Annotated in this window: 25 protein-coding genes, 1 tRNA gene and 1 riboswitch; of the genes, 13 read left to right on the top strand and 13 right to left on the bottom strand. The window is 71.1% G+C overall.

Features of this window, described 5'->3' with window-relative positions; translation table 11 throughout:
- Positions 1 to 35 precede the first annotated feature (35 nt).
- Positions 36 to 1,157: a citrate synthase 2 gene (locus tag ASH01_RS21915; protein ID WP_020145632.1), complete on the bottom strand. Its 1,122-nt coding sequence runs from the start codon at positions 1,155 to 1,157 to the stop codon at positions 36 to 38.
- Positions 1,158 to 1,252: 95 nt separating this feature from the next.
- On the opposite strand from ASH01_RS21915, the gene ASH01_RS21910 reads away from it, so the two are divergent.
- The gene (locus ASH01_RS21910) at positions 1,253 to 1,879 is read left to right on the top strand and encodes a pentapeptide repeat-containing protein (RefSeq protein ID WP_056781377.1); all 627 of its coding nucleotides are present in this window, start codon (positions 1,253 to 1,255) and stop codon (positions 1,877 to 1,879) included.
- Between the two features lie 39 nt (positions 1,880 to 1,918).
- Here ASH01_RS21910 and ASH01_RS21905 read toward each other — a convergent pair whose 3' ends face one another.
- Positions 1,919 to 2,323 (bottom strand): hypothetical protein, encoded by a 405-nt coding sequence (locus ASH01_RS21905; RefSeq protein WP_056781374.1) that lies wholly within the window; start codon positions 2,321 to 2,323, stop codon positions 1,919 to 1,921.
- A gap of 111 nt (positions 2,324 to 2,434) precedes the next feature.
- Here ASH01_RS21905 and pdxH point away from each other — a divergent pair, with 111 nt between their 5' ends.
- Entirely contained in the window at positions 2,435 to 3,151 is a 717-nt protein-coding gene (pdxH, locus tag ASH01_RS21900) for a pyridoxamine 5'-phosphate oxidase (protein ID WP_056781371.1), read from the top strand.
- A 194-nt stretch (positions 3,152 to 3,345) separates the two neighbouring features.
- Here the strand turns inward: pdxH and ASH01_RS21895 are convergent, their stop codons facing one another.
- Together ASH01_RS21895 and ASH01_RS21890 are read right to left on the bottom strand one after the other, a co-directional pair.
- On the bottom strand, positions 3,346 to 3,675 hold the full coding sequence (locus tag ASH01_RS21895; protein WP_156415709.1) for a hypothetical protein: 330 nt from the start codon (positions 3,673 to 3,675) through the stop codon (positions 3,346 to 3,348).
- Positions 3,672 to 4,826: a hypothetical protein gene (locus tag ASH01_RS21890; protein ID WP_200961848.1), complete on the bottom strand. Its 1,155-nt coding sequence runs from the start codon at positions 4,824 to 4,826 to the stop codon at positions 3,672 to 3,674. The genes ASH01_RS21895 and ASH01_RS21890 overlap by 4 nt, the downstream gene beginning before the upstream one ends.
- Positions 4,827 to 4,859: 33 nt before the next feature.
- Here ASH01_RS21890 and ASH01_RS21885 point away from each other — a divergent pair, with 33 nt between their 5' ends.
- The 5 genes from ASH01_RS21885 to ASH01_RS21865 all read left to right on the top strand — a co-directional run bounded on the left by ASH01_RS21885 (position 4,860) and on the right by ASH01_RS21865 (position 9,197).
- On the top strand, positions 4,860 to 5,198 hold the full coding sequence (locus tag ASH01_RS21885) for a hypothetical protein (protein WP_156415708.1): 339 nt from the start codon (positions 4,860 to 4,862) through the stop codon (positions 5,196 to 5,198).
- 78 nt (positions 5,199 to 5,276) lie between these two features.
- A complete protein-coding gene (locus ASH01_RS21880) occupies positions 5,277 to 6,530 on the top strand; it encodes an MFS transporter (RefSeq protein ID WP_056781360.1) in 1,254 nt (417 codons plus the stop codon).
- Between the two features lie 29 nt (positions 6,531 to 6,559).
- Positions 6,560 to 7,255: a metal-dependent transcriptional regulator gene (locus tag ASH01_RS21875; protein ID WP_056781582.1), complete on the top strand. Its 696-nt coding sequence runs from the start codon at positions 6,560 to 6,562 to the stop codon at positions 7,253 to 7,255.
- A gap of 207 nt (positions 7,256 to 7,462) precedes the next feature.
- A riboswitch (cyclic di-AMP (ydaO/yuaA leader) is annotated at positions 7,463 to 7,638 on the top strand.
- 2 nt (positions 7,639 to 7,640) lie between these two features.
- Positions 7,641 to 8,417 (top strand): C40 family peptidase, encoded by a 777-nt coding sequence (locus tag ASH01_RS21870; protein ID WP_056781356.1) that lies wholly within the window; start codon positions 7,641 to 7,643, stop codon positions 8,415 to 8,417.
- 96 nt (positions 8,418 to 8,513) lie between these two features.
- Entirely contained in the window at positions 8,514 to 9,197 is a 684-nt protein-coding gene (locus ASH01_RS21865; protein ID WP_056781353.1) for a DsbA family oxidoreductase, read from the top strand.
- A 61-nt stretch (positions 9,198 to 9,258) separates the two neighbouring features.
- Here ASH01_RS21865 and ASH01_RS21860 read toward each other — a convergent pair whose 3' ends face one another.
- On the bottom strand, positions 9,259 to 9,870 hold the full coding sequence (locus tag ASH01_RS21860; RefSeq protein ID WP_056781350.1) for a hypothetical protein: 612 nt from the start codon (positions 9,868 to 9,870) through the stop codon (positions 9,259 to 9,261).
- Positions 9,871 to 10,359: 489 nt separating this feature from the next.
- Here ASH01_RS21860 and ASH01_RS21855 point away from each other — a divergent pair, with 489 nt between their 5' ends.
- Positions 10,360 to 12,159, top strand: coding sequence for a sigma-70 family RNA polymerase sigma factor (locus tag ASH01_RS21855; protein ID WP_056781347.1), 1,800 nt, complete (start codon positions 10,360 to 10,362; stop codon positions 12,157 to 12,159).
- On the opposite strand, the gene ASH01_RS21850 is transcribed toward ASH01_RS21855, so the two are convergent.
- Positions 12,144 to 12,611 (bottom strand): STAS domain-containing protein, encoded by a 468-nt coding sequence (locus tag ASH01_RS21850; protein WP_056781343.1) that lies wholly within the window; start codon positions 12,609 to 12,611, stop codon positions 12,144 to 12,146. The genes ASH01_RS21855 and ASH01_RS21850 overlap by 16 nt on opposite strands.
- The gene (locus tag ASH01_RS21845; protein WP_235509696.1) at positions 12,608 to 14,830 is read right to left on the bottom strand and encodes an MASE1 domain-containing protein; all 2,223 of its coding nucleotides are present in this window, start codon (positions 14,828 to 14,830) and stop codon (positions 12,608 to 12,610) included. The genes ASH01_RS21850 and ASH01_RS21845 overlap by 4 nt, the downstream gene beginning before the upstream one ends.
- A 172-nt stretch (positions 14,831 to 15,002) precedes the next feature.
- On the opposite strand from ASH01_RS21845, the gene ASH01_RS21840 reads away from it, so the two are divergent.
- Positions 15,003 to 15,302: a hypothetical protein gene (locus tag ASH01_RS21840; protein WP_056781337.1), complete on the top strand. Its 300-nt coding sequence runs from the start codon at positions 15,003 to 15,005 to the stop codon at positions 15,300 to 15,302.
- 89 nt (positions 15,303 to 15,391) lie between these two features.
- Here the strand turns inward: ASH01_RS21840 and ASH01_RS21835 are convergent.
- The 3 genes from ASH01_RS21835 to ASH01_RS21825 all read right to left on the bottom strand — a co-directional run bounded on the left by ASH01_RS21835 (position 15,392) and on the right by ASH01_RS21825 (position 17,660).
- A tRNA-Arg gene (locus ASH01_RS21835) sits at positions 15,392 to 15,467 on the bottom strand.
- A gap of 191 nt (positions 15,468 to 15,658) precedes the next feature.
- On the bottom strand, positions 15,659 to 15,988 hold the full coding sequence (locus tag ASH01_RS21830) for a hypothetical protein (RefSeq protein WP_056781334.1): 330 nt from the start codon (positions 15,986 to 15,988) through the stop codon (positions 15,659 to 15,661).
- A 466-nt stretch (positions 15,989 to 16,454) separates the two neighbouring features.
- Complete coding sequence (locus ASH01_RS21825) at positions 16,455 to 17,660, bottom strand: IS256 family transposase (protein WP_056781329.1); 1,206 nt, start codon at positions 17,658 to 17,660, stop codon at positions 16,455 to 16,457.
- Between the two features lie 420 nt (positions 17,661 to 18,080).
- Between ASH01_RS21825 and ASH01_RS24105 the strand changes: the two genes are divergently transcribed.
- Positions 18,081 to 18,287 carry an ankyrin repeat domain-containing protein gene (locus ASH01_RS24105; RefSeq protein WP_056781326.1) on the top strand — a complete coding sequence of 69 codons (207 nt, stop codon included), beginning with the start codon at positions 18,081 to 18,083 and terminating at the stop codon, positions 18,285 to 18,287.
- A gap of 291 nt (positions 18,288 to 18,578) precedes the next feature.
- Positions 18,579 to 19,604, top strand: a complete 1,026-nt coding sequence (locus ASH01_RS21815) for a molybdopterin-dependent oxidoreductase (RefSeq protein WP_056781323.1) — start codon at positions 18,579 to 18,581, stop codon at positions 19,602 to 19,604.
- A gap of 203 nt (positions 19,605 to 19,807) precedes the next feature.
- Here the strand turns inward: ASH01_RS21815 and ASH01_RS23960 are convergent, their stop codons facing one another.
- The gene (locus ASH01_RS23960) at positions 19,808 to 20,752 is read right to left on the bottom strand and encodes a cold-shock protein (RefSeq protein WP_056781320.1); all 945 of its coding nucleotides are present in this window, start codon (positions 20,750 to 20,752) and stop codon (positions 19,808 to 19,810) included.
- Between the two features lie 613 nt (positions 20,753 to 21,365).
- Here ASH01_RS23960 and ASH01_RS21805 point away from each other — a divergent pair.
- A complete protein-coding gene (locus tag ASH01_RS21805; RefSeq protein ID WP_056781318.1) occupies positions 21,366 to 22,193 on the top strand; it encodes a carbon-nitrogen hydrolase family protein in 828 nt (275 codons plus the stop codon).
- A 532-nt stretch (positions 22,194 to 22,725) separates the two neighbouring features.
- On the opposite strand, the gene ASH01_RS21800 is transcribed toward ASH01_RS21805, so the two are convergent.
- Positions 22,726 to 23,088 carry a cupin domain-containing protein gene (locus tag ASH01_RS21800; protein ID WP_056781315.1) on the bottom strand — a complete coding sequence of 121 codons (363 nt, stop codon included), beginning with the start codon at positions 23,086 to 23,088 and terminating at the stop codon, positions 22,726 to 22,728.
- A gap of 406 nt (positions 23,089 to 23,494) precedes the next feature.
- On the opposite strand from ASH01_RS21800, the gene ASH01_RS21795 reads away from it, so the two are divergent.
- Positions 23,495 to 24,004 carry a hypothetical protein gene (locus ASH01_RS21795; protein WP_056781312.1) on the top strand — a complete coding sequence of 170 codons (510 nt, stop codon included), beginning with the start codon at positions 23,495 to 23,497 and terminating at the stop codon, positions 24,002 to 24,004.
- A gap of 5 nt (positions 24,005 to 24,009) precedes the next feature.
- On the opposite strand, the gene ASH01_RS23775 is transcribed toward ASH01_RS21795, so the two are convergent.
- On the bottom strand, positions 24,010 to 24,347 hold a 338-nt coding region (locus tag ASH01_RS23775), incomplete at its 5' end, for a hypothetical protein (RefSeq protein ID WP_235509695.1).

Below are 24,347 nucleotides of genomic sequence, written 5' to 3'. Positions count from 1 at the left end.
GGACGCCGCGCTCACTCGACGGGGTGGGCCTGCTGTCAGTGGGAGATGTCGGGCGTCCAGCCGGCGACGTCCTCGGGCTTGCGCGGACCCTCGCCGATGTAGCGCGACGACGGCCGGATGAGCCGGCCGGTCTGCTTCTGCTCGAGGATGTGCGCGGACCATCCGGCCGTGCGCGCACACGTGAACATCGGCGTGAACATCGACGGCGGGACCTCCGCGAAGTCGAGGATGACGGCGGCCCAGAACTCGACGTTCGTCGCGAGCACCCGGTCGGGTCGGCGGGCGTGCAGCTCGTCGAGCGCGGCCTTCTCGAGGGCGGCCGCGGCCTCGTAGCGGGGCGCACCGAGGCGCTCGCACGCGGAGCGCAGCACGCGGGCGCGGGGGTCCTCGGCACGGTAGACGCGGTGGCCGAAGCCCATGAGGCGCTCGCCCTTGTCGAGGACGCCCTTGACGTAGGCCGTGGCATCGCCCTGCTGCTCGACCCCGTCGAGCATGTGGAGCACGCGCGAGGGTGCACCACCGTGGAGCGGACCGGACATCGCCCCGACGGCGCCCGAGAGCGCGGCGGCGACGTCGGCACCGGTCGAGGTGATGACGCGGGCGGTGAACGTCGAGGCGTTCATGCCGTGCTCGGCGGCGGAGACCCAGTAGGCGTCGACGGCCTCCACGTGCTTCGGGTCCGGCTCGCCGCGCCAGCGGATCATGAAGCGCTCGGTGATGGTGCGGGCCTTGTCGACCTCGCTCTGCGGGACCATCGGCTTGTCGAGCCCACGGGCCGACTGCCCGACGAACGACAGGGCCATGACGGCGGCGCGGGCGAGGTTGTCGCGCACCTCGTCGGCGTCGATGTCGAGCGTCGGCTTGAAACCCCACACCGGTGCGAGCATGGCGAGCGCGGACTGGACGTCGACGCGTACGTCCCCGGTGTGCACGGGCAGGGGATAGGGCTCGGCCGGCGGCAGGCCGGGGTCGAACTCGTTGTCGACGAGCAGGCCCCACACGTGGGCGAAGTCGACGTGCCCGACGAGGTCGTTGATGTCGACACCGCGGTAGCGCAGCGCCCCACCCTCCTTGTCCGGCTCTGCAATGGTCGACTCGAAGGCGATGACGCCCTCGAGTCCTGGCTTGAAGTCGGGGTCGGGCGTGCTGTCTGCCATGTGCGTCCTTGCTGTGCAGGCGGTACCACCGCGGTGTGGAGGCCGCAGCCGGGATGCGGACGGTGGGCGTCGGTCCCGGCTGACAGACTCACCGTATGCCGTCAGCCGCCGACCAGACCGTGTTTCGTGACGCCGTGTTCGCCACCCGAGACCAACATCACGACGCGGTCCGCTTCGAGGGCACCGACTTCACCGGGACCCACGCCGAGGGCCACTCGTTCCTCGAGTGCTCGGTGCTCGGCGGCACGCTCGACGAGGCGCACCTCGAGGGCTCGCGCTGGTCGGAGTGCGAGTGGGAGCGCGTGGGCGGCGTCGGCGTGACGCTGGCCGAGGCGAGCATCATCGAGACGACCATCGAGGGGTGCCGGCTGGCCGCCGTCTCCGCCTGGGGCTCGACGTGGCGCGACGTCACGGTGCGTGGCGGCAAGGTCGACTTCCTCAACCTGCGCGGCGCCCGGCTCAAGGACGTCGCCTTCGTCGACTGCGTCGTCGTCGAGCTCGACCTCCAGGAAGCCACCGTCGACGGCCTGACCTTCGAGGGGTGCACGCTCGTGTCACCGACCTTCGGTCGCGGGACGTATGCCGCGCTCGACCTCTCTGGGGCCACGCTCCGTTCGCCGGTGGGTCTCGCCGGGCTCAAGGGCGCGACGATGAGCCGCCCGCAGGTCATCGACCTCGCCGACGCGTTCGCGGCCGAGCTCGGGATCCTCGTCGCCGACTGAGCGCAGGGCGGCGTGAGCACGCTGCGCCCCGCGCGCGCGTCAGTTGATCTGGTTGGGCTTGGCCCGACGCAGCGCCGCAGTGGCGGCGTCCTTGGCGCGGTCGGTGGCCTTGACCTTGTCGTCGGGCCGGATCCGCTTCGTCAGGTCGGCCCGCTCGACGAGGGCCGTCAGCAGCATGTCGGTCTCGGGGTGGACGCCGACCGCCTCGTCACCGCTGAAGACGACCCAGTGGGCGACGTCGCCCTTGTAGACCTTGAGGATGCTGCCGTCGGCGAGCGACTTCGCGTGCGCCATCGCCTGGCGACGAGCACGCTCGCTCGAGATCGCCTTGTTGGCGGCCTCCTTGGCGGGCTCGCGCAGCGCCTGCGTGGCCACCCAGATCTGGGGGCCGTACTTGATGCCGAGCTTGACGGTCTGGGTGACGAGCTTGCCCTTGCCTGCCATGGTTGGTGACTCCTCACAGCGCCCCGGACGGGCCGGGGCTGTCGCCGGGACCGCGCGCGCCGTGGCCTGACGTCCGCGCGGACCTTCTCGGGCCAACCCTAGTGTGGGGTCATGGACAGCTCATCTCGCGAGCCGGCCCGGGAGGGCCTCGCCGCCGTACGCCGCGTCGACTACTCCGGCGACGGCCTCGTCGAGTCCGACGTGGCCGCGTCGCCCTACCTTCAGGCCAGGGCCTGGGTCGATGCCGCGCTCACGGCCGCCGAGGACCGCGACGACGTGCCCGAGCCGACCGCCATCTCGGTGGCCACCGTCGACGCGACGGGCGCGCCGGACGTGCGCACCGTCCTCATGCGCTTCTTCGACGAGCGCGGCCCGGGCTTCGTGACCAACCTCGGCTCGGCCAAGAGCGAGCACCTGCAGTCCAACCCTCGTGTCGCGGCGGCCCTGACCTGGCCCGCCATCTACCGCGCGATCCGCTTCCGGGGCACGGCAGAGCTCGTCGGCCGCGACGAGGTCGAGGCCTACTTCGACGCCCGGCCCTACGGCTCGCGGCTGTCGGCCTGGGCGTCGGACCAGTCGCGCCCGGCCGCCGACCGGGCCGAGCTCGAGCGCAAGTGGCAGGACGTGCTCGAGCGCTTCCCCGACACGGGCAGCGATCACGACGTGCCGGTGCCGGACTTCTGGGGCGGGTGGCGCATCGTCTGCGACGAGGTCGAGTTCTGGGCCGGGCGGCGCAACCGCCTCCACGACCGGATCGTCTTCCGCCGCACGGGCGACGGCGACCTCGCCGACGCCGACTCGTGGACGCGGCTGCGTCTCCAGCCCTGAGTCCCGCCCACACCCCGGACACGGAACAGGGCAGCCCGACGAGTCGGACTGCCCTGCTTCATCCATGGTGTGGATGGGGACGCGGCTATCGCGTGGCCACCTCACACGCTCCGGAAGAAATCACTTCTCGGATCACCTCCCTTCGGTTTCGATGTCACGACCGTACGTCGGGGCCTGACGGGCGGCAAGACCTTTTACGAGGGTTGTCCGGCGGGGCCGTCGGGGCCGTCTGAACCGCCGGGCTGCCCTCGTCGGTGCTGCTGCGGGTCGGTCGGCAGCGGGTCGTCGGTGGTCGTGCCACTCGTGGTGCCAGCACCTGCGCCGGCATCGGCACCGGCACCGCTGCGGGTCGGGTCGGGTGCGCTGGTCCGACGTCGGCTGATCCGGGCGAAGGCGACGACCGCGGCCACGACTGCGACGACCACCAGCGCCACGACGACCATCGGGCCCCAGGCCGCGTCCGGCGGTGCCGTGGCGTCCACCGGCAGGGCCGCGACCAGTCCCACAGACACGGGCACCGTCATGGCCCCACCTCGGTGTCCGGGGCGACCGCCGCCGTGGCCTCGGGCCTCAGCTCGGCGCCGCGTGACCCGCCGCCCGCCGGAGGGAGCGGCGTCGGCGGTGTGGGGGTCGGCGGGGTCGTCCCGGTCCCCGAGCCGGAGCCGTCACGGCGGTCGGCCGAGCGGGAGGGCGAGGACAGACTGCGGGCCCCCACGAGCAGGGCGAGCAGCACGGGCAGCTCGAGGTAGGCGTGATAGCTCGCCAGGGCGGCATACAACGTCTTGCCCTGTGCGAAGTCGAGACCGAAGAGGACGGCGAAGAGTGCGGCGGCGACGAAGCCGACGGCCCAGAGCCGCGGACCGGTCACCCACGGCACGCGGGCCTCGAAGGCCGCCGAGGCGTCCGGAGCGACGCGGGGGAGCAGCGCCACCCACACGACGTAGTGCATCGTCTGCATGAAGGCGAAGACGGTGAGGAAGCGCATCCCGAGCACCGTCGCCGCGGCGCTCGGCGGGGCGCTCGCGGCGAGGACGGTCTGGCCGTCGCCGACGACGCTGCGCACGATGCCGGGGTCGGCGCTGAGCCACCCGTCGAGGAACCCGAGCAGGACCACCGCCGGGATGGCGACGACCCACAGCAGCTGCACGGCCCGGAACGCCTGCCGCCCGCGACGCGAGGTGATCCGGCGCGACCACTCCCAGAGGAAGAAGAGGGGTACGACGTTGTGCAGGTGGGTCAGCACGACGAAGTGGTACGTCGGGAAGGTCAGCGAGACGGCAGCCGCGGCACCGATGAGGACCCAGGCGGCGACGCGCCGCCGGCCGTCGAGCCCGTGACGGGCGGCAGCCGCGAGGATGACGTAGCCGAGCACGATCTCGGCGAGCAGCGCGGGCCGCCCGACCACACCGGCGAGGAGCCGGCAGACCACGATGCCGGTGACGAGTGCAGCGAGCAGCTCGAGGAAGGGCCGCCCGAGCAGGCCGGCGAAGCGGCCCGCGACGTAGCGGATCTCGAGGAGGTTGTGCAGGATGCCGAAGAGGATGAGACCGATCACGGCGGTCGCGATCGGCGCCCCGAGGGCGATCGCGAGCGCGAGGCAGACTGCCATCAGCACGAGGAGCGTGATGGTGCTCGAACGATGCACCGCGACGGCCGGGTCGGGCGCGTCGGTCACGGAGCCGCCCGCTCGGGGCCGCGCGGTCACGAGGTGAGCCCCGCTGCGCTGCAGGCCCTGGCGCTGACGCTGACCGTCGAGGTGCCCGTGCTCGTGGCGTTCGCGCGCGCGGCAGGCTGGGCCGGGTGGGGCCGCGCGGTCGTCGGCGCGGTCGGCGTCAACGTCGTGACCCACCCCGTGCTGTATGCCGTGTCGACGGGCTTCGGGTCACCGTGGCAGCTCGTGGGGGCGGAGGTCGCCGTCGCCGCCGTGGAGACCGTGCTCCTCGTCGCGGGCTGGCGGGTGCGGGCGCGCGAGGACGCGGTGACGGTGGCGGTGGCGGTCGTCGCCGCCAACGCCGCCTCCACCGCCATCGGTCTGCTCGTCCTCTGAGTCCCGGCCACGGGCCAATGCTTTCGTCGGCTGGTCGGCCCGGCCACCCGAGTAACCCGATCGTTAGGGTCCTGTGGCGTGACCGAGATTCAGGGAAACGGCGCGGAGGGGCGCAGCGGCAGCCTGCGTGCCCTCGCGCTGTCGGCCTACGGGCCCACCCTCCTGGGCTCGACGGGCGCGGGCGCGGTGTCCCCGATCATCGCCGTGTCGGCGCGTGAGCTCGGCGCCTCGGTCGGCGTCGCGGCGCTGCTCGTCGCGATGCTGGGCGTGGGTCAGCTGCTCGGCGACCTGCCGTCCGGTGCCCTCGCCGCCCGCATCGGTGAGCGCCGGGCGCTGCTCGTCGCGGCCGTGATCGAGGCCATGGGCATGCTCGTCGCGGCTCTGGCCGGCGGTCTCGTCATGCTCTTCGTCGGGGTGTTCGTCATCGGGCTCGCCGGCTCGCTCTTCGGCCTGGCCCGGCAGGCCTACCTCACCGAGGCGGTTCCGGTGGCGATGCGGGCGCGGGCCCTGTCGACGTTGGGTGGCGTGCACCGCATCGGCTACTTCGTCGGCCCGTTCATCGGATCGCTCGTCATCGCGAGGTGGGGCACCGAGGCGGCGTATGCCGTCGGCGGCGTCGCGAGCATCGCCGCGTTCGTCCTCGTCCTCGTCGCGCCGGACATCACCGGCTCGGCGCACCGGATCGGGGGCGGCGGACCGCCGCGCAGCGTGGCATCCGTGCTCCTGCAGCACCGGCACGTCCTCCTGACGCTCGGCACCGGGGCCATGTGCGTGGCCGGGGCGCGCGCCATCCGCGAGGCCCTCGTGCCGCTGTGGGCCGAGTCGGTCGGCTTCTCCCCGGCACAGACGTCGCTCGTCTTCGGGGTCGCCGGGGCGCTCGACATGGCGCTCTTCTACCCCTCGGGCTGGCTCATGGACCGCCACGGCCGGGTCGCGGCCGCCGTGCCCAGCATGCTCGTGCTCGGCCTCGGCATGATGCTGCTCCCGCTCGCCACGAGCCTCGTCGCCGTGACGGCCGCGGCGACCGTGCTCGGTCTCGGCAACGGCCTCGGGGCGGGGCTCATCATGACCCTGGGCGCCGACGCCTCGCCCGCAGACGGACGCGCGCAGTTCCTCGGCGGTTGGCGGCTCTGCGCGGACGTGGGAAGGGCGGCGGGTCCGCTGGCGTTGTCAGGGCTGAGCGCCATCATGTCGCTCGGCGCCTCCGCCGTCGTGCTCGGCGTGGGTGCCGTGGTCGGGGCGGGCTGGCTGCGCATCTGGGTGCCACGGCACGACCCGACCCGACGCGCGAGGACCGGGCCGACGCCGGGGCCACTGACGGGCGGTCCCTGACCGCTCTCCGATTCTGAGAAGGTATGACCGTGACGGACCTGATCGACACCACCGAGATGTACCTGCGCACCATCTTCGAGCTCGAGGAGGAGGGCATCGTGCCCCTCCGCGCGCGCATCGCCGAGCGTCTCGGCCACTCGGGCCCCACCGTGTCGCAGACCGTCGCCCGCATGGAGCGCGACGGGCTCGTCGCGGTCTCGGGCGACCGTCACCTCGAGCTGTCCGACCACGGCCGGCTGCTCGCGACCCGCGTCATGCGCAAGCACCGCCTCGCCGAGCGGCTGCTCGTCGACGTCATCGGCCTCGAGTGGGAGTACGCCCACGACGAGGCCTGCCGGTGGGAGCACGTCATGTCCGAGAAGGTCGAGCGCAAGATCCTCGGCCTCATCGGCGAGGGGCTCGAGTCGCCCTACGGCAACCCCATCCCCGGTCTCGAGGAGCTCGGGGTGCGCCAGGACGAGGACTTCCTCACCGGCCTCAGCACCCTGACCGCCGCCGTGGGGGCCGCGCCGACGGTCGTGACGATCCGTCGCATCGGTGAGCCCGTCCAGGTCGACCCGGAGGCGCTCGCGCTGCTGACGAGTGCCGGCGTCGTGCCCGGCGCCCGCGTCGAGGTCGTCCGTGACGGCGGCCGGGTCGTCGCCGTCCGCGAGGGCAGCGAGCCGTCCACGGGCGTCTCCCTGCCCGACGACGTGGCCGTCCACGTCTTCTGCCAGGCCGCCTGAACACGCCGTATCCGGCAGGGTTTGCCCCGGTGTGCCGGGTCGTTTTGGCAGGCCTTGCCACACCTCGTCCGGCCCCGTCCGGAGGTCGCTGAAATTTCTTTGACTTCCGGGAACTCGAAGGTGACAAGGCACTCCTACTTGGGTACGGTGGGCGAACTTGCTCTCCCCGTCGAGTGAGTGCCCCGGGTCGGACCGCCTAGTCCTGCCATCGACCTGAGGCTCAGTACGAACCGCATGGCAGGAGCGGGGGAACCACTTTCTCCGGGCGTCGAGAGACGCCCTCGGGGTGAAGCCCTCCGTGGACCGAGACCGGTCCGAGCGAAGGCCGGGCAGTACCTCCAGCCCGAACCCGACAGCTCACCTCGTAGGCGTCGAGAGGTCAAACGTGGCTCAGAACGTTCCCGGGCGCCACCGCGCCCCCGGTCGCTTCAACGCGATCTCGGAGCTCAAGACGATCGCCAAGGAGTCGGCCCAGCCCGCCGTGAAGGGTGCCGCCATCGTCGCGGCCTCGGGTGGTCTCGTCGCTTCGTTCGCCGGCACCGCGAACGCCGCTGACGGCTCCGCCAGCACGGTCGCCGGTCCCGCGGCCGTCGGCCCCGCCGTCGGCACGCTCAAGGCCGGCAACGCCCTGTCGGCGATCGGCTACGCCAAGCCCGCCCTCAAGCAGGCCTCGGTCAAGCCGGTCGTCATCGAGGACGTCCAGGTCAAGTCCGAGCGCGCCGCGAAGAAGGCCGCCGAGAAGGCCGCCGCCGAGCGTGAGGCCACCCAGCAGCGCGCGTCGCGCTCCGGCTCGACCACCCGGGCCGCCCTCAACGTCGCGCCCAACCCCAGCGCCACGGGCATCATCGGCATCGCCCAGTCGTACTTCGGTGTTCCCTACGTCTACGGCGGCACGACGCCCTCCGGCTTCGACTGCTCCGGCTTCACGTCCTACGTCTACCGCCAGGCCGGCATCTCGATCCCGCGCACCGCGTCGGCGCAGGCCGCGGCCTCGACCCCGGTCAGCAACCCGCGCCCCGGCGACCTCGTCTTCTTCGGCTCGCCGATCTACCACGTGGGCATCTACGTCAGCCCGGGCCGCATGATCGACGCCCAGCGTCCCGGCACCGTCATCGGCAACCACTCCATCTGGACGACGCCGTCGATGTACGGCCGCATCTGAGCGGTCACCTCTCACGCCACACGCTGCGCCCCCACCGGATCCGGTGGGGGCGCAGCGCTTTTCCGGCCCCGTCAGCCACCGTGGTTGACTGAGTCGATGACCGATCAGCCTGCTGCCGAGTCCACGACCATCATCGAGCTCGACCTCTGGAGCGACCTGGTCTGCCCCTACTCGTGGGTCGCCAAGCGCCGTGTCGAGGCTGCCGTTGCCGCCTTCGAGCGGCCGCACGACGTCACGGTGCGCCTGCGCTCCTTCGAGCTCGACCCGGACGTCCCGGTCGGTGGCTCCGTGCCCGTCAGCGACCACCTCTCGGTGCGCCACGGCGGCGACGCGGGCGCCGGCCGGCTCATGAACGCCAAGGCCAGCGAGGTGGCCGAGGCCGACGACCTCGTCTTCGACTGGGACCGCGCGGTGCGCGCCAACACCTTCGACGCGCACCGGCTCTGCGCCCTCGCCGGCGAGATGGGCGGGCCCGCGCTGCGCTCCGCGGCGGTCGAGCGCTTCCACTCCGCGCACTTCGGCGAGGGCCTCGCCATCGACGACCGTGAGGTCCTGCAGCGCCTCGCCGGCGAGTGCGGTCTCGACGAGCGGCGGGTGTCGGCCGTGCTCGCCTCCGACGAGTACGCCGAACAGGTGCGTGAGGACGAGCAGCAGGCGCGGTCCATGGGTGTGACGTCGACGCCGTTCGTCGTCGCCAACGGGTATGCCGCCGTGACCGGAGCCCACCCGGTCGAGGACTACCTCGCGCTGCTGCGCGGGGTGGCCACGCAGACCGTCTGAGCGCGAACGCGCGGGCCGGGTGCCCGACCCGGGGAGCCGGGCGGACGGCATACGCCCTCGGTCAGGAGGGCTGGTCCGCGGCCGGGCGGCCGAAGGAGACCGCGTCGTCCACGGCGGGTGGGGCGTCGGCGCGCAGCTGGTGGTCGGGGAGCGGGCCGAGGGCGTCGTTGACGGTCGAGAAGGCTCGGCGCAGCGCGACGAAGACCGTGATCGCGAAGATCTGCCGGTCGTCGAAGCCGACGGCGCGCAACGGCTCGAGATCGGCGGGAGTGGTGGCGTTCGGGGTGCTCGCCACGGTCCGGGCCCACGTCGCCAGGGCGGCGTCGGCGGCGTCGAGGGGCTCGTCGTCTCCGCGGAGCACGGCGCCTGCGACCTCCTCGCCGGCTGCGGTGGCGAGGCGGCCACCCCACGCGAGCGCACAGTAGGAGTCGCCGATGGTCGAGGCGGTCGCGGCGATGAGGATGCCGCGCTGCCGGAAGCTCAGGCCGGCGACGGAGACCATGTCGGCCAGGAGCGCGAAGAGCGTGTCGTGGGCCGCGGGCGACTGGGCCCAGACGCGGCTGAGGTTCATGACGTAGCCATGGTCGGTGACGTCGCTCGCGAAGTAGGCCTCGAGCTCCGGTGTCAGAGCCGGCTCGCTGAGGAAGCCGTGGCTCGGGTCGGTCGCCGTCATGTGCTGCTCCTGGGGTGACGGGTCGTGGAGTCTCCATCGTCGCATGCAGGTCCGGGTCGGATCCGGCTCTTGGGCAAGCCCGCCCGGGCGTCGGTGGGTGCTCCCGTCCCCTCCTCGGGAGCACCCACCACCCGTCGGACCGCAGCCCGTCGCCGCCGTTCGTGATGCGCCGGTCGTCGCCCCCACCGGCTCGCCCGGGTCCCCGCCCAAGCGTCCGGCGCGGCGCCTCACGGGGGAAGACGTGGCGGCGCCCGAGGTGTGTCGCAAACGCACGCAAATCACCCGGCACGCCGTCAACCCTGTACATCCGCGGGCATGTCGCGCCATGATTCGGTCCCTCGAGCGTCTCCAGGGGGGAGGATGCGTGAGGTGCGTTGCTGACGCGCCGACGGGTCGGGGACGGGACCCGGCGCCCGGTCACGCACCCTGCTGGAACTTGGGTCGAGACAGCCGACGAGACGTCGGCGTACGGGTGGGGGACAGAAGATCGTGGAGCGGGCGCACGACGAGCACGGCGGCGAGTCCGTGGATGGGGCGGACGAGGGCGTACGCGTCGACGGACCCGAGAGCGACGCGGCGCTCGTCGACCGGGTTCGGGCGGGCGACGACGCCGCCTACTCCGCGCTGTGGTCGCGGCACGAGCCCGCGGCCCGACGGCTCGCCTCCCGGGTCGCCTCGCCGAGCGACGTCGACGACCTCGTCAGCGAGAGCTTCACCCGCACCCTCGATGCCCTCCGTGGTGGGGGCGGGCCCGACACCGCCTTCCGGCCCTACCTGCTCAGCACGTTGCGCCGCGCCAACATCGACGTGGCGCGGCGCTACACGAACCGGGTCGTGCTGACCGACGACGAGACGACCGTCGACACCCGCACGGCTGCCTCGGCGGAGGACGAGGCCGTCGACGCCGAGGAGCGCGACGCCGTCTGGGCGGCCTGGCGTTCGCTGCCCGACGAGTCCCGGTCGCTGCTCTGGCGTCTGGTCGTGCACGAGGAGAAGCCGCACCAGATCGCTCCCGGGCTGGGCACGACGCCGAACGGTGTCGCGAGCCGGAGCAAGCGGGCACGCGAGCGGCTGCGCCAGACCTTCCTCTCCGAGCTCGTCGCGAACGCCGGCGACGCCGAATGTCGGGCGGTGCGACGCCAGCTCGGTGGCTACGTGCGCGACTCGCTCCCGGTCAAGGCTCGCGAGCGCGTCGACGAGCACCTCGACGGCTGCGCCCGGTGCCGGGCAGCGGTGCTCGACGTCGTCGACGTCGACGCGGCCATCCGGCTGCGCGTCGCGCCGGTGCTCCTGCCCGGGGCGTTCGCGGTGGCGTCGGGGGTCGGTGTCGCCGACGCGGTGGGCGACGACGCGGTGGGCGACGGCACGGTGGGCGACGGCACGGTCGGCGCCGGTGCAGCGGGCGTGGGTGCGGTCGCAGCGACGGGCGGTGCCACGATCCCGGTCGCCGTGGGCGTGGCCTCGCTCATGGACGGGGCCGACGACCTGTCAGAGTTCGCCGCCGACGTCAGTGGAGGTGGGCCCGGAGGTGGCTCGGGCGGGGTCAACGGTCGCGTGCTGTCGGTGCCGGGTCGCTCGGCGGCCGCGGTGCTGGCTGCGGCTGCACTCGTCGTCGCGACGGCGCTCTTCCTGCTCCAGCTCCAGCCGGCCGGACGGGTCTCGGCCGACGCGCCGGTGGGCCGGGACTCGTCGGCCGGACCGGTGGACGGGACGGAGTCGCCCTACCCGGCCGAGACGACGAGCTCGTCGGTGCCGTCGTCGACCGCGCCGCGACCGGTGATCGGCATGGCGACGGCCGAGAACGTCTCGCGTTTCCGGTCGTCGGGCGGCCGGAGCGGGAGCGCCGACCGGCAGACGAGGCCGCCGTCGCGCCCCGCACCGACCTCCACCGGCACGAGTGCCACCTCGACGAGCCGTCCGAGCCCGAGCCCGACGACGACGCCGACGCCGACGAGCAGCCGGCCGACCCCGACGACCAAGGTCGCGCCGCCTCCCGCTCCGGTCGGCACGGTGACGAGCCTGGCATTCACGCCGAGCGACCGCGGCTATCTCGCGCACCTGACGGCGCCGGCCGGCTGGCTCCTCACCTCGGTGCGCGACGTGCACGGCGCCCGGGTCGTCGAGCACGTGAGCCAGCCGACGGCGCAGTTCGACGGGCGGCTGCGCGCCGGGGAGGTCGTCGTCGAGGTCACCCGCGTGCAGCCCCGTCTCTCGGGGGACCTCGTGGCCCGCTTCACCGACCGCTCCGGAGCGACGCTGCCCGGGTCGGGCAGCTACCCGTTGCGCTGATCGCCCTCGGGCTCGGCCAGGTCAGGGTCCCCGGGATCGGGCAGGTCTGTGGTGGGTGGGGGCTGGGACGGGGCGGGCGCGCCGTCGGGCGGGAGGGCGGCATACGCCATCTGGCCGGGGAGGTCGGGGGCACTCTCGTCGACGGGGATCACCTGGCTCAGCCGGGTCAACTCGACGACGGCGCGGATGGGCGAGTCGTGGGGGACGACGAGCCGGAGGTCCTGTCGGCGGTCCCGTAGTCGCTGGGCGAGGCGGAAGAACGCGGCGATGCCGCCGCTGTCGAGGTAGGTCGTGCCGCTGAGGTCGACGACGACGAGCGTGACGTCGTCGGGGACCGCGTGTCCGAGGGCGTCGGTGAGCTCGCGCGCGTTGGAGAGGTCGAGCTCGCCGGTGATGCGGACGAGCTGGGTGGTGCCGGCGCGGCGCGTGTCGACACGGGCGAGGTCGCTCATGCCTCGACCCCCACGTGCACGCGGCGGCGCAGGCGGACGTCGGTGCCACCGTGGGTGTGCTCGACGTCGACGTCGTCCATGAGGGCGTCCATGAGCTGGAGTCCCCAGCCGCCGCCGCGGTCGGCGGCGGGGCGCCAGTGGCCGTGGTCACGGATGCGCACCTCGAGGGCGTCGCCGTCGAGGCGCGCCTCGACGACGAGCTCACCGGCCGACCCCTGCCCGCTGTAGGCATGCTGCACGACGTTGGCGCAGGCCTCCCCGCAGGCGACGAGGACCTCGTTGACGTCGGCCTCGGAGACGGTGGCCTCCTTGAGCCAGCGGCGCAGGGCACTGCGGACCTGCACGAGGTTGCGGGCCTCGGCGGGCAGCCGGACGTCGAGCTCGCCGTCGACCGACGGCAGGGGGCGCATGGCGAGGATCGCGACGTCGTCCTCGATGTGCTCCTCGTCGAGGAAGGTGTCGATGAGGCGCTCGCAGAGGGCCTCGATGTCGTCGTCGGGGATGGCGGAGGCCTCGCGGTCGAGCCGGTCGAGGCCGGCGGTGAGTGAGACACCGCGCCGCTCGACGAGCCCGTCGGTGTAGAGCAGGAGGGTCGCGCCCGGTGGCAGGACCTGGCTGGCCTCGGTGAACGAGCCGTCGACGGTGACGCCGACGGGAGGGGAGAGGGCGCCCTCGAGGTAGGTGCCGTGACCGCCCGCGAAGGCGAGCGCAGGCGGGTGGCCCGCGTTGGTCCAGCGGATGCGGCGCGTGGCCGGGTCGAAGACGAGATAGATGAGGGTGACCATCTCGGGGACCGGGAGCTGGGCGACGAGCTGGTGGACGCCGCGCATGACGGCGGGTGGCGACGGGTCCTGGAGGGCGTACGCGCGCAGGGCCATCCGGACCTGGACCATCGTCGCGGCGGCGGTGAGGCCGTGGCCCGCGACGTCGCCGATGGCGAGCCCGATGAGGCCGCCGGGGAGCTGGACGACGTCGTACCAGTCGCCGCCGACCTGCACGTCGGCCGTCGCGGGCACGTAGCGCGCGGCGAGGGCGACCCCGGGCACGTCGGGGAGCCGGTCGGGCAGGAGGCTGCGCTGCAGGGTTTCGGCGATCTGGTGCTCGCGCTGCGCCCGGGCCTCTTCGTGGCTCAGCAGCTCCTGGGCCTCGGAGCGTTCCTGGATCTCCTGGACGAGCCGGGTGTTGGCCGCCGACAGCTGGGCGGTGCGCTGCTCGACCCGTCGCTCGAGCTCGGACGCGGCCTTCTCGAGGGCGGCGGCGGTCTGCATGCGCTCGCTGACGAGGGCGGCGAGGAAGAAGGAGGTGAGCGCGACGCAGGCGTTGAAGGCCTGGAGCGTCACCATCTGCTCGAGCAGCGTCTTGCCCTCGAAGGGACCTCGCTGCCGGGTGGCTGCCGCCGTGGCGAGGAGGGTGGCGATCAGCGCAGCAGGGGCGGCTCCTCGCAGCTGGAGGCGCCAGGCGGCCCAGCCCAGCAGCGGGAGGGTGAGGAAGAAGATGTGCAGCCCCGTGGTGACGGCGGCCGCCACGACGAGTGTTGCCACCATGAGGATCGCCATGGCCTCGAGCCACAGCCGCAGCGGCCAGCGACGCTGCTCCCAGAAGAGAGGCAGGCACAGCAGGAAGGGCGCGACGGTGAGGACGCCCATGGCGTCACCCGTCCACCACACAGCCCAAGTCGCGGGCAGCTGCCCGGTCGTGATCGAGCCCGAGGCGAGGAGGGTCGCCGCGCCGATCGTCGCGCTGACGAGCATGCTGGCGAGGGCGCCGAGGAAGACGATCGCGAGGGCGTCGCGCTGACGGTCGAGCTGGCGGCGGAAGCCCACCCGCTGGAGGAGGGTGACCGCGACGACGGGTGCGAGGGTGTTGCCGACGGCCGTGACCGCCGCGGCCAGCGGGTTGGCGCTGATCGGCAGGTTGACTGCAAGGGCCGCGACGGCGACGGCCGGCCAGTAGGACCGCCCGAAGACGATGAGCGCGGCGACGGCGACACCGGTCGGCGGCCAGAACGGGGTCACGTCGTTGCCGACGAGCGAGAGGCTCAGGCCGAGGCGGGCGCCGAGGTAGTAGGCGACGGCGATGGCGGCCAGGCGGACGAGGCGTCGCGTCCGGGTGGCGGCGGGGGAGATGTCCGGTGTGTCCTTGCCGTCCAGATCCTGGGTGACGCGGGAGGGCAGGGCAGCAGGGCCCGAGGTCTCCACCGCCCCCACGCCTGTCGTCATCGTCGGGAGCAGTCCAGCCGCCCACGCCCCGCCATGGCAGTGACTCTAGGAGCACCGAGTGTCGTGTGACGAGCGTTTCGTCCACCCAGTTGGGAGCCGCTGATGCTGCGGCTGCGAGGTGACCGAGTCGGGCCCGGTCCGCGTTGCTGTCCACGGAGCGCATGATGGGCTGATGGACGTGCGGCTGCTCTACTTCGACGGGTGCACGAACTGGGTGATGGCCGAGGAGAGGCTCCGCTCGGCACTGGCCGAAGTGGGCCATGGGGACGAGCCGATTCTGCGAGTGCGGGTCGAGACCATCGAGGACGCCGAGCGACTCGACTTCATCGGCTCGCCCACGATCCTCATCGACGGCACGGACCCGTTTGCCTCGGGGACGGAGCAGCCGGCTCTGGCCTGTCGCGTGTTCACGACGCCGGACGGGCGGGACGGTTCGCCGACCGTGGCGCAGCTGGTCGGGGTGCTGTCGTGAGGGTGGCTCGTGGATCCGTGGATTAGCGGTCGCCCTGGTCGCTCGGTGACGAGAGCTGGGCGATGGCCGCTCGGTTGCGAATTTCTTGGTGGTGCCCCCGGCAGGATTCGAACCTGCGACACCCGCTTTAGGAGAGCGGTGCTCTATCCCCTGAGCTACGAGGGCGGGGCATGGCTGGAACCCTCGCTGGAAACCTCGCTGCAAGGGTCGCTGTAACCCTCGCTGTCACGAGGCCCTGTCGGGCCGACCAACGGGGACAGGCTACTGGACCCATGGCGCGGTCTCGCGCAGGGCTGCCGTCGGCGCTATGACACGCACCCATCAGCGGGATGGTCGGACTTCGACGGAGCCGTGGACTAGCTGTCCCTCGTGGCCGGCTCGTGGACGTACGTCACGCGCTTGCCCATTGCGTCGGCATACGCGATCTCGCGCCGGGTGGCCTCTCCGATGTAGCCGCCGGGGTTCACGATTCTCACCTCGTCTGCGAGGTCGATCCGGCGGAGGTGCAGCTCTCCCAATGAGCGGACGAGGGAAGGGCCCGGCACGGACACCTCGGTGGCCTCCGGAGCCAAGACGATCGCCAGATCGAGCGTCAGGCGCGTGCGCTCAGCCGATAACTCGCTGCCGAAGCGCAGGGAACCGCACAGACAGACGATCTTTGGGCGATCAACTGGCACGTCGGACATGGGCACCTTTCAAGAGCCAAAGAACCGGCAGTCTCTCATGATGCGTAGCCGGGCACGCCTCGGTAAAGCCGGGTCGTTCCCTCAACCGCACGTTCTCCCAGCGGCCCGATCCCTCGCGGAGCGGCATGACAGGCCGTCGGCCTGACCTTGGATGTCGCGGTCCTCCTCGGAGGTGTTTGATACATATCTGTGCGACGGCGCGCACCCAGTTGAAAGAGCCGAGGGTCCTGGTTGATCGGCCGCATGGAGAGCGAGGACGAGGGAGTGCGTGAGGGCGTTTGGGCGGACTTGCTGATTCGGGCAGCCATCCTGGCGGCATGTCTTGGTGTGACTGGTTGGGCGTATGGCAACGGTCACGACGGTCAAGTCCGGATCGGTGGTGTACGACGGTGATCCGTTGAGGTCGTTCGTTCAGGCGGTGATCGTGGCGGCGATCAGGTCGTTCGGTACCTCCTCGGGCTTGTCGTCAGCGGGAGCGCTCGGTGAGGACGGCTCGGGCGTTCTTCAGCGCTTTCAGGCCGAGGTAGCGGCGCTGCTCGGCCCACTCGTCGTGCTGCTCCGCCAGCACCGCTCCGACGAGGCGGATGACGGCCTCGCGGTTTGGGACGATACCCACGACGTCGGTGCGCCGGCGGATCTCACGGTTGAGCCGCTCGTTCGGGTTGTTGGACCAGATCTGGCGCCAGATCTCCTTCGGAAACACGGTGAAGGCGAGGATGTCCGCCCGGGCCAGCTCGAGGTGCTCAGCCACCGTCGGGAGCTTCTCGTACAGTCCCTCCAAGACCCGGTCGAACTGGCCGTTCACGGCCTCGGCGTCGGGCTGGTCGTACACCGAGTGCAGCAGCGCCTTGACCCACCCCCACTGCGACTTCGGCGTCGCGGCCATGAGGTTCGCGGCGTAGTGGGTGCGGCACCGCTGCCACGACGCGTCCGGCAGGGTCGCCCCTATAGCCTCGACCAGGCCGACGTGCGCATCGCTGGTGACAAGCGCGACGTCCTTGAGGCCGCGGGCGGTCAGGTCCCGGAAGAACCCGAGCCAGCCGGCGCCCGATTCTATTGTGGCGGTGTGGATCCCGAGGACCTCCCGGTAGCCGTCAGCGTTGACACCGGTGGCGACCATCACCGCCACCTTCACGACACGGCCCGCTTCGCGGACCTTCATCATGAGCGCGTCGGCCGCGACGAACGTGTACGGCCCCTCGTGCAGCGGCCGGGTCCGGAACGCGGCGACCTGCTCGTCGAGGTCCTTGGCCATCACCGACACCTGCGACTTGGACAGTCCGGTGATCCCTAGCGTGCGGACGAGCTTGTCCATCCGCCGGGTGGACACCCCCAGCAGGTAGCAGGTCGCCACGACCGTCGTCAGCGCCGCCTCCGCCCGGCGGTGGCGCTCGAGCAGCCAGTCCGGGAAGAACGACCCCTCGCGCAGCTTCGGGACCGCGACGTCGATGGTGCCGGCGCGGGTGTCCAGGTCGCGGTGGCGGTAGCCGTTGCGACGGTTGGTGCGCTCGTCGCTGCGGACCCCGTACTCGGCGCCGCACACGCTGTCGGCCTGCGCGGACAGCAAGGCGTTGATGAAGGTGCTGAGCAGCTCACGCATCAGGTCGGGACTGGCCTGGGCCAGCTGCTCGTGAAGAAAGGCGGCAGGGTCGATACTGGTCTTCGCGGTCATCGCGATGCTCCATTTGTGAGAGGTTCACTCGAAGGATCACGCGGTGACCGCACCTGCATGTGCAGGGACACGCTCACCGGTGTCGTCGTACACCAACGCTATGGACTCAACTGTCACGACTCTCTTGGCGCTGTGAGTGCGGATGCATCCGGTGTATTTGTCGGCATATCCGTTGTCGAAGCATTCGGCTTGATGAGGCCACCCAGAAAGCAAGAGGACTGGGTGCAGGCTGGGTCTCTGGATAGAGCCGGACGTAGCCCGCTGCACTACGCCGCCCTGGAGGGAGACGTCGAGGCCGCCGATGCACTGATCACCCAGGGCTCGCCCCGGGTTTGCCTGACCATGCCGGGTACACCCCTCTGAACTTCGCGGCCCAAGGACTGCACGCCAGCGTCGCGCGAAGCCTGCTGGCCGGCAGGGGTGCCGGTTGGCCCGCAGGACCGCTTCGGCAGGACGCCGCTGTTCGTGGCGATCATGAGAGTGGGCGACCAAGGCGGTGAGGTCGTGCGGCTGCTGCTGGCCGCCGGGGCTGACCCTGACCTTCAGAACTTCTCTCACAACAGTGCCCGGTCGGTCGCCGAGAAGACCACAAACTTCGATCTCCTGAGGTTCTTCCGCCCTGACTGACGGCGTCGCTCAACGTCGCGCCTTTGCTTGCACGTGCAGGTCTCGATGCGGCACGACCGGGCACCCGCAGCCGCCCTTCACGCGACGTATGCAGACGTTCCCTACGCCCCTGTCACGGCGACCGGTTCGACAGCCGATTGCGCACAGCGGTGAACCAGTCGCGCATGCCATGACCGTCGTCGTGAGGATCGGAGGAGGCTCGCGGGCGGACCCCGACACGGCTGGGGCATCCGCCCGATGACAGCACGCGCGTGACGGTGCCATTCCGGGAGTCCGGGGCACACTTGACGGATGGTCTTACCGTCCCGGCCAAGCCGGCAGACCAACCTCGCCCTGCTTCTGCTGCTGGCGGGAGCCTTCGCGACCGGCTGGTTGGCGTTCGGGGTCGAGGGTTCGCCGCAGTCCAGGACCGTGAGCGTGGTGCACGGCATCCTGGGCCTGGGCATCCTGGTGCTCGCCCCGTGGAAGAGCGTGATCGTGCGACGTGGACTCCGTCGTCGGCGTCGGCACACGGTGGCCGTCGCCTTGGCGGTGGTCGTCACTGTCAGCCTGGCTGCCGGGGTGGTCCATGCCACGCTCGGTCCCCTTGAGGTCGGCGGCGTCCGTGTGCTCGCCGTGCACGTCGCCTCTGCAGTCGCGGTCGCGCTGCTCGTGCTGCTCCACGTGGCGCGTCGGGCGCAGCGACCGCGCCAGACCGACATGTCCCGTCGAACCGCGTTGAGAGCCATCGTGATCGGTGGCTCCGCGGCACTGGCCTACGGCGCGGCGGAGTCCGTCACGTCGGTCGCAGGTCTCCCGGGTCGACACCGTCGGGCGACCGGGTCCTACGAGGTGGGGTCTGGCGTCCCCTCCACCATGCCGGTCACGCAGTGGTTCACCGACGACGTGGCCCGTATCGACCTGGACACGTACGCGTTGAGGGTCAGCCGACCCGGTGAGCCGACGATTGCACTTTCACACGGCGAGCTCTTGGCGATGAGTAGCACGACGCAGGTGGCGGTCCTGGACTGCACGGGCGGGTGGTGGGCCGAGCAGACTTGGCGCGGCGTCCGTCTGGACACCCTGCTCGGGACCCCGGACCGGGGATCTGTCGTCGTCCGTTCGGCGACCGGCTACACGAGACGCTTCCCACCCGAGGACACGTCCGTGCTGCTGCTGGCCACCCAGGTGGGCGGCGCCCTGCTCTCGTCCGGCCACGGCGCGCCGGTCCGGTTGGTCGCACCCGGACGCCGAGGTTTCTGGTGGGTCAAGTGGGTCGACCACATCAGCGTCCAAGCGCAACCCTGGTGGTCGCAGCCACCGTTTCCCCTGCAGTAGGCGCAGGGGCTGACTCGTTTCGAGGGCAGGGTCCAGAATCGACCGAGCCGCGACGCTGCCGCGCCACGTCATCCGCGCCGCTCACCCTCGCGCTGACGAGCCGCGTACGACCCGTCGGCAGAACCGCTCGCGGAGAGCGGGACGGGCGTGCAGCCGGATCGGGACACGCTCGAGCACCGGCTCCGCCCGGACCGGCGTCCCGCTCACACCCGTTCGACGCGGTCGGCCTGGGGTCCTCGATCGCTCTGTCGCACCTGGTACCGGACCCGATCGCCCTCGTGCAGCGCCTCGGCGTCTCTGAGGACAGACACGTGCACGAACAGGTCCGGGCCTCCCGCGTCCGGGGCGATGAAGCCGAACCCCCGCTCCGCGTCGTAGCGTGCGACCACTCCCTCGCCGCCGCGCGCCGGGACGTCGGATGCGTCCAGGTGTCGCGACCGAGGGCGGGCCGTCGATGCCGCGGGTGCGCCCCGCGGTGTCGAGCCGCGTACGAGGCGCACGTCGCGAGCCTGCGGGCCCTTCTCACTCACGACGACGTCGAACGTCACGCGGTCTCCCTCGTCCAGCTCGGGGAGCCCGTCGGCAAGCGCCCGGAAGTGGACGAAGACATCGGGGCCGCCCGACTCGGGGGTGATGAACCCGAAGCCCTTGTCGAGGTCGTACCAGGTCACGGTGCCGTCCGCCCCGTCGGATGCCACGGCCTGCTGGGCGGCCGGGGCTCCCAAGGGAAGCAGATGGTCAGCCTGCGGTCCCTTCTCCCCGTCGACAACGAGGAACGCCACTCGCTGCCCCTCCGAGACCACGCCGCCCGCCACGATGGCCGAACTGTGCACGAAGATCTCGGCACCACCGCCATCGGGCGTGATGAAGCCGTACCCCTTGGCAGGCTCGTACCAGGCGACGGTGCCGAGCACGCCCAGCGGTGTATCGGCGGCCTGGTCGGCCGTGACCCGGACGCGGCGTGCCTGCGGGCCGCGGTCCCCCTCGCCGATCTCGAACTCAACCACCTGCCCCTCCCGGAGCAGCTTCATCGCGTCGTCGCTGACGATCTCGGACGCATGCACGTACAGGTCCTCTGCGTCCTGCCCGAGGGCGATGAAGCCAAACCCCCGGTCGGCATCGAACCAGCGGACGGTTCCCTCGGTCACGGCTGACTCCTTGTCGAAGCTACGGTCGGTGTTCCCCTAGTGTCCCTGACGGGACTGCGACAAGCGCCCGGCGCCCGGCGCCCGGCGGTGCTCGCAGTGCCGTGGCAGGTGCCCGACGGCGACATCCACGGCGCCCGGCGACGCGCCGACAGCGGCTTGACTGGACGTAGACAGACCGTCGCCGCCATACACCTCGGACTGCCGAAACGCATACTGCTCAGGCGCGGTCGGGTGGATGATCGAGTATGCGCTTGAGGAACTTCCCGTGCTGGGTCATGGGCCACATGTACCTCCACAAGCCCGGAGACAAGGACATGCTCGTCTGCCAGCGCTGTGGCCATCAGGAACTGATGGCGACCCGGCAGATGCGACAAGGAGGCGCTCCGCTGGGCCCTCGCTCTTGGAAGGAATGACGGACAGAAGGGTCGAGCTCGCGAGTCGTCGGCCTTCGCGGGTGCGGTCCGCGTAGCGATCTCTTGTATGGCAAACAGAACATGCGACAAGCGGCAGATGTGGGAGTTCAGCATGCGCGCTGGGGAGCCGCGCCGATCGAATGAATGGGCTACCTGTGAGTCGACCGCCCTTCGTCGCCGTGACCTGCCAGCATGCGCGGATGAGCCTTGCCATCGCCACCTGCCAGCCCACCGCGTCGACCGATCCCCGCGCCAACGGCGCCGAGGTGCGTCGCATGCTCAGGGAGGCCTCGGCCGCCGGTGCGCGGCTAGCCCACTTCCCCGAGGGGTTCCTGTCTGGGTACGCGGTTGAGGACGTGGCCTCCTGGGACGGTTTCGACTGGGCACTCGTCCGCAGCGAGCTCGAGGATGTGGCCGCGCTCGCCGGCGAGCTGGGGATCTGGGTGGTGCTCGGGTCTGCCCACCCGTTGACCGAGCCGCACTGGCCGCACAACAGCCTGTACGTCATTTCGGAGGAGGGGAGGCTCGTCGACCGATACGACAAGCGGAAGTGCTCGCACACCGAGGTCACGCGGTTCTACACACCTGGCTTCGAGCCGGTGGTCCTCGACGTCGAGGGTTTCCGGTTCGGTATGGCGATCTGCATCGAGATCAACTTCTCCGACGTGTTTGCCGAGTACGACCGGCTCGGCGTCGACTGTCTGCTGCTGTCCGCCTATCCGGTCGACTCGATCTTCGCGACCAAGGCCCGTGCGTACGCCGCGATCCACAGCTACTGGTTGAGCCTGTCGGTTCCGGCGCAGACTACGCACCTGTTCCACTCCGGACTCATCGGCCCGGACGGCGAGGTGCTGGCCGACGCCGGAGGCGAGTCCGGCTTGGTGGTCGGGACTTTGGACCGTGCAGATCCGGCGCTTCGCGGTGCGCTCGAGTTTGCCCGCCCCTGGCGGGCGATGGCGCGGGCCGGCGACATCTATAACGATCGCCGGGTCACCGACGAGCGGAGCCGAGTGCGCACCGAGTTCTAACGGCGTGAGTCAGTTCCCGAAAGCGCGGACATCGGCACGACCGATCGGCGGCAAAGTCGCACGTCCACGTCCCCAGTTTCGGCGATGACTTCGGGATCACGCGCCGGGTTGGCAGAGACGTCACCAGGCATGCCGGCGACGTGTGTCGGCCTGCGTATGAAGTGATCGCCGAAGTCCAAGGGGCGGTCGGGGGACCCGCCGGGATCGTCCTTTCCGCACCGGGCGCAACGCCGATACTGTCCACCGCCAGAAGAGTGTTCCACGCGCCATTTGTAGCGAAGGTTGAGACGACAGGGCAGCGGCTTGCACGGCCCAGTCGGGCTAGTAGTCATGTCGTTCTCTCTCGATCGCATTCACACAGGCGCTCTCGTCGTCAGGGCGGCGGGCTCACGTGCGCGAGGGGCCGGTGCGGCGCCTCCCGCAGCAGACATCCTGTGGCGCAGGAGCCCCGTAGTGACGCTCGCGACCCTGCCGGACGCCCGATCGCGCGCCTCGCGGCTCTATCGAGACGTGGCGTCCCGGGCCCGGCGCGTCAGCGCTTTGCGTAGTCGGCGAACCCCTGCCAGTCGATGAAGACGCAGGGCTCGTCCCCCACGACCCAGGCGTCGTGGCCCGGCGCCATGGCCGCGAAGTCGCCCGGGCCGTAGTCCGTCTCCTCGCCGTCGTCCATGACGACCGTCATGCGGCCGGACACGAAGTAGCCCAGGTGGGCCGCCTGGCAGCTGTCCGTGCCGGCGATCGGTTTGACGTGCTCGGACCATCTCCAGCCGGGCAAGAACGTCGCCCGGCCGACGACCCCTTCTTGCGTGTTCACTACCTGCAGCTGGCCCGTGTCCCCTTCGAAGGGGCGCGTCTCTTCGGGCGAGTCGAGGCTCTTGCGCACAAGACCTGACATCGTGACCTCCAACGTGACTGCTGGTCGCGGAAACGGTTGCACCTTTCAGGTTGGCATCGCCGCGCAGGGGTGTCAGCGTTTCTGGCCAACCGCACGTGGGCAACGCCTCCCGTTCGGGCAAGCGGCGTGACTTCCGTGGCGTAGCGTCCGCGGCCGGGGGGTAGCGGCCCAGAGCGGACAGGTGTCTCAGCCATCAGGATCGGTGATCAGCACGAGACGGCATGTCAAGGCTGGCGCCGCGGTTCGACGAGGGGGACACTCCTTCAGGGCATCATGAGTGATTCCGCTACAGGGCCGAAGGGGCAGCCACTAGGCTAATGCGGTCTCAGGGGAGCAACCGATGCGCCGCGTGCGCGGGTGTACAGGGGTCGAGTTCACGCGGCCGGTCCATGGAGGTGGACGCACTGTGAAATCGCCCAAGCACCCCGTCCGGACACTCACCATCGCCTGTGGCGCCGTGGCGCTTCTCCTGTTCGCCCCCGCCGCGGCGAACGCGCAGCCGAACGCCAATGTCATCCGCGTCGCCGGATACCCCGGCGACGTGGAGGACATTGGCGCCTGCGCGTTCCCGGTCGCCAACCATCCGTACCAGGAAGGCACGATCTCGGTTCGACAGACCGCCAACGGCACGCTCTTCGAGGTCAGCCTCCGCGAGGTGGACACGTTCACGGCAAACGGTGTCAGCCTGACGTCGACGCCGTACTCCTTCCACTTCACTGGGGAGCTCGACCTGCAAGGCAACATCGTGCGTGAGACGACCGCAGGCGTGCTTGTGAAGGTCCCGTTGCCTGATGGCTCGACGTTCTTCTCCGCCGGTCGGGTCGATCAGCTTGCGTCCGGGCTCGCGTACGTGGTGCTGCCGGACGTGGGGACGAGCCGGGGTCTAGACGCGTTCTGCGCCGCCCTCGCTGGATGAGTCCTCTAGGACTCAGCAACGGCCGCCTCGCGGCGTTCCGACCAGGGTTCTCTGTGGAACGCAGCAACTCCCGGCGGACAGCGTTTGATGCCTACCTGCCCATCGGAGGCCACGACGGTGACCAACTCGGACGATGAAGACAGCCGGCTCTGCCCTTGCCGCCACACGCCGTTGACCTTCTTCCCGTCGACAGAGGCCGGCCACGTCGGTTCCGGTGGCCGGATGAGGTCGTAGAGCGGCGTGGTGTCGGCAACGCTCGAAACTGAGGCCGATCCGACGGTCGAAAACGAGGCCACCGGGTCGTGTGTTTCTAGTCTGCCGGGTCTTGGGTTCTGATGCTGGG

It is taken from the genome of Terrabacter sp. Soil811 (assembly GCF_001429655.1).
Lineage (GTDB): Bacteria > Actinomycetota > Actinomycetes > Actinomycetales > Dermatophilaceae > Terrabacter.
The sequence above is the reverse complement of the archived record's forward strand: the minus strand, read 5'-3'. Positions and strand labels throughout refer to the sequence as shown.

What these genes read in the sequence shown, in the direction of transcription:
- ASH01_RS21915 (WP_020145632.1), bottom strand. Translation starts at nt 1,157, where the DNA reads ATGGCAGACAGCACGCCCGACCCCGACTTCAAGCCAGGACTCGAGGGC.
- ASH01_RS21910 (WP_056781377.1), top strand. Translation starts at nt 1,253, where the DNA reads ATGCCGTCAGCCGCCGACCAGACCGTGTTTCGTGACGCCGTGTTCGCC.
- ASH01_RS21905 (WP_056781374.1), bottom strand. Translation starts at nt 2,323, where the DNA reads ATGGCAGGCAAGGGCAAGCTCGTCACCCAGACCGTCAAGCTCGGCATC.
- pdxH (WP_056781371.1), top strand. Translation starts at nt 2,435, where the DNA reads ATGGACAGCTCATCTCGCGAGCCGGCCCGGGAGGGCCTCGCCGCCGTA.
- ASH01_RS21895 (WP_156415709.1), bottom strand. Translation starts at nt 3,675, where the DNA reads ATGACGGTGCCCGTGTCTGTGGGACTGGTCGCGGCCCTGCCGGTGGAC.
- ASH01_RS21865 (WP_056781353.1), top strand. Translation starts at nt 8,514, where the DNA reads ATGACCGATCAGCCTGCTGCCGAGTCCACGACCATCATCGAGCTCGAC.
- ASH01_RS21860 (WP_056781350.1), bottom strand. Translation starts at nt 9,870, where the DNA reads ATGACGGCGACCGACCCGAGCCACGGCTTCCTCAGCGAGCCGGCTCTG.
- ASH01_RS21850 (WP_056781343.1), bottom strand. Translation starts at nt 12,611, where the DNA reads ATGAGCGACCTCGCCCGTGTCGACACGCGCCGCGCCGGCACCACCCAG.
- ASH01_RS21845 (WP_235509696.1), bottom strand. Translation starts at nt 14,830, where the DNA reads ATGACGACAGGCGTGGGGGCGGTGGAGACCTCGGGCCCTGCTGCCCTG.
- ASH01_RS21840 (WP_056781337.1), top strand. Translation starts at nt 15,003, where the DNA reads ATGGACGTGCGGCTGCTCTACTTCGACGGGTGCACGAACTGGGTGATG.
- ASH01_RS21830 (WP_056781334.1), bottom strand. Translation starts at nt 15,988, where the DNA reads ATGTCCGACGTGCCAGTTGATCGCCCAAAGATCGTCTGTCTGTGCGGT.
- ASH01_RS21825 (WP_056781329.1), bottom strand. Translation starts at nt 17,660, where the DNA reads ATGACCGCGAAGACCAGTATCGACCCTGCCGCCTTTCTTCACGAGCAG.
- ASH01_RS21815 (WP_056781323.1), top strand. Translation starts at nt 18,579, where the DNA reads ATGGTCTTACCGTCCCGGCCAAGCCGGCAGACCAACCTCGCCCTGCTT.
- ASH01_RS21805 (WP_056781318.1), top strand. Translation starts at nt 21,366, where the DNA reads ATGAGCCTTGCCATCGCCACCTGCCAGCCCACCGCGTCGACCGATCCC.
- ASH01_RS21800 (WP_056781315.1), bottom strand. Translation starts at nt 23,088, where the DNA reads ATGTCAGGTCTTGTGCGCAAGAGCCTCGACTCGCCCGAAGAGACGCGC.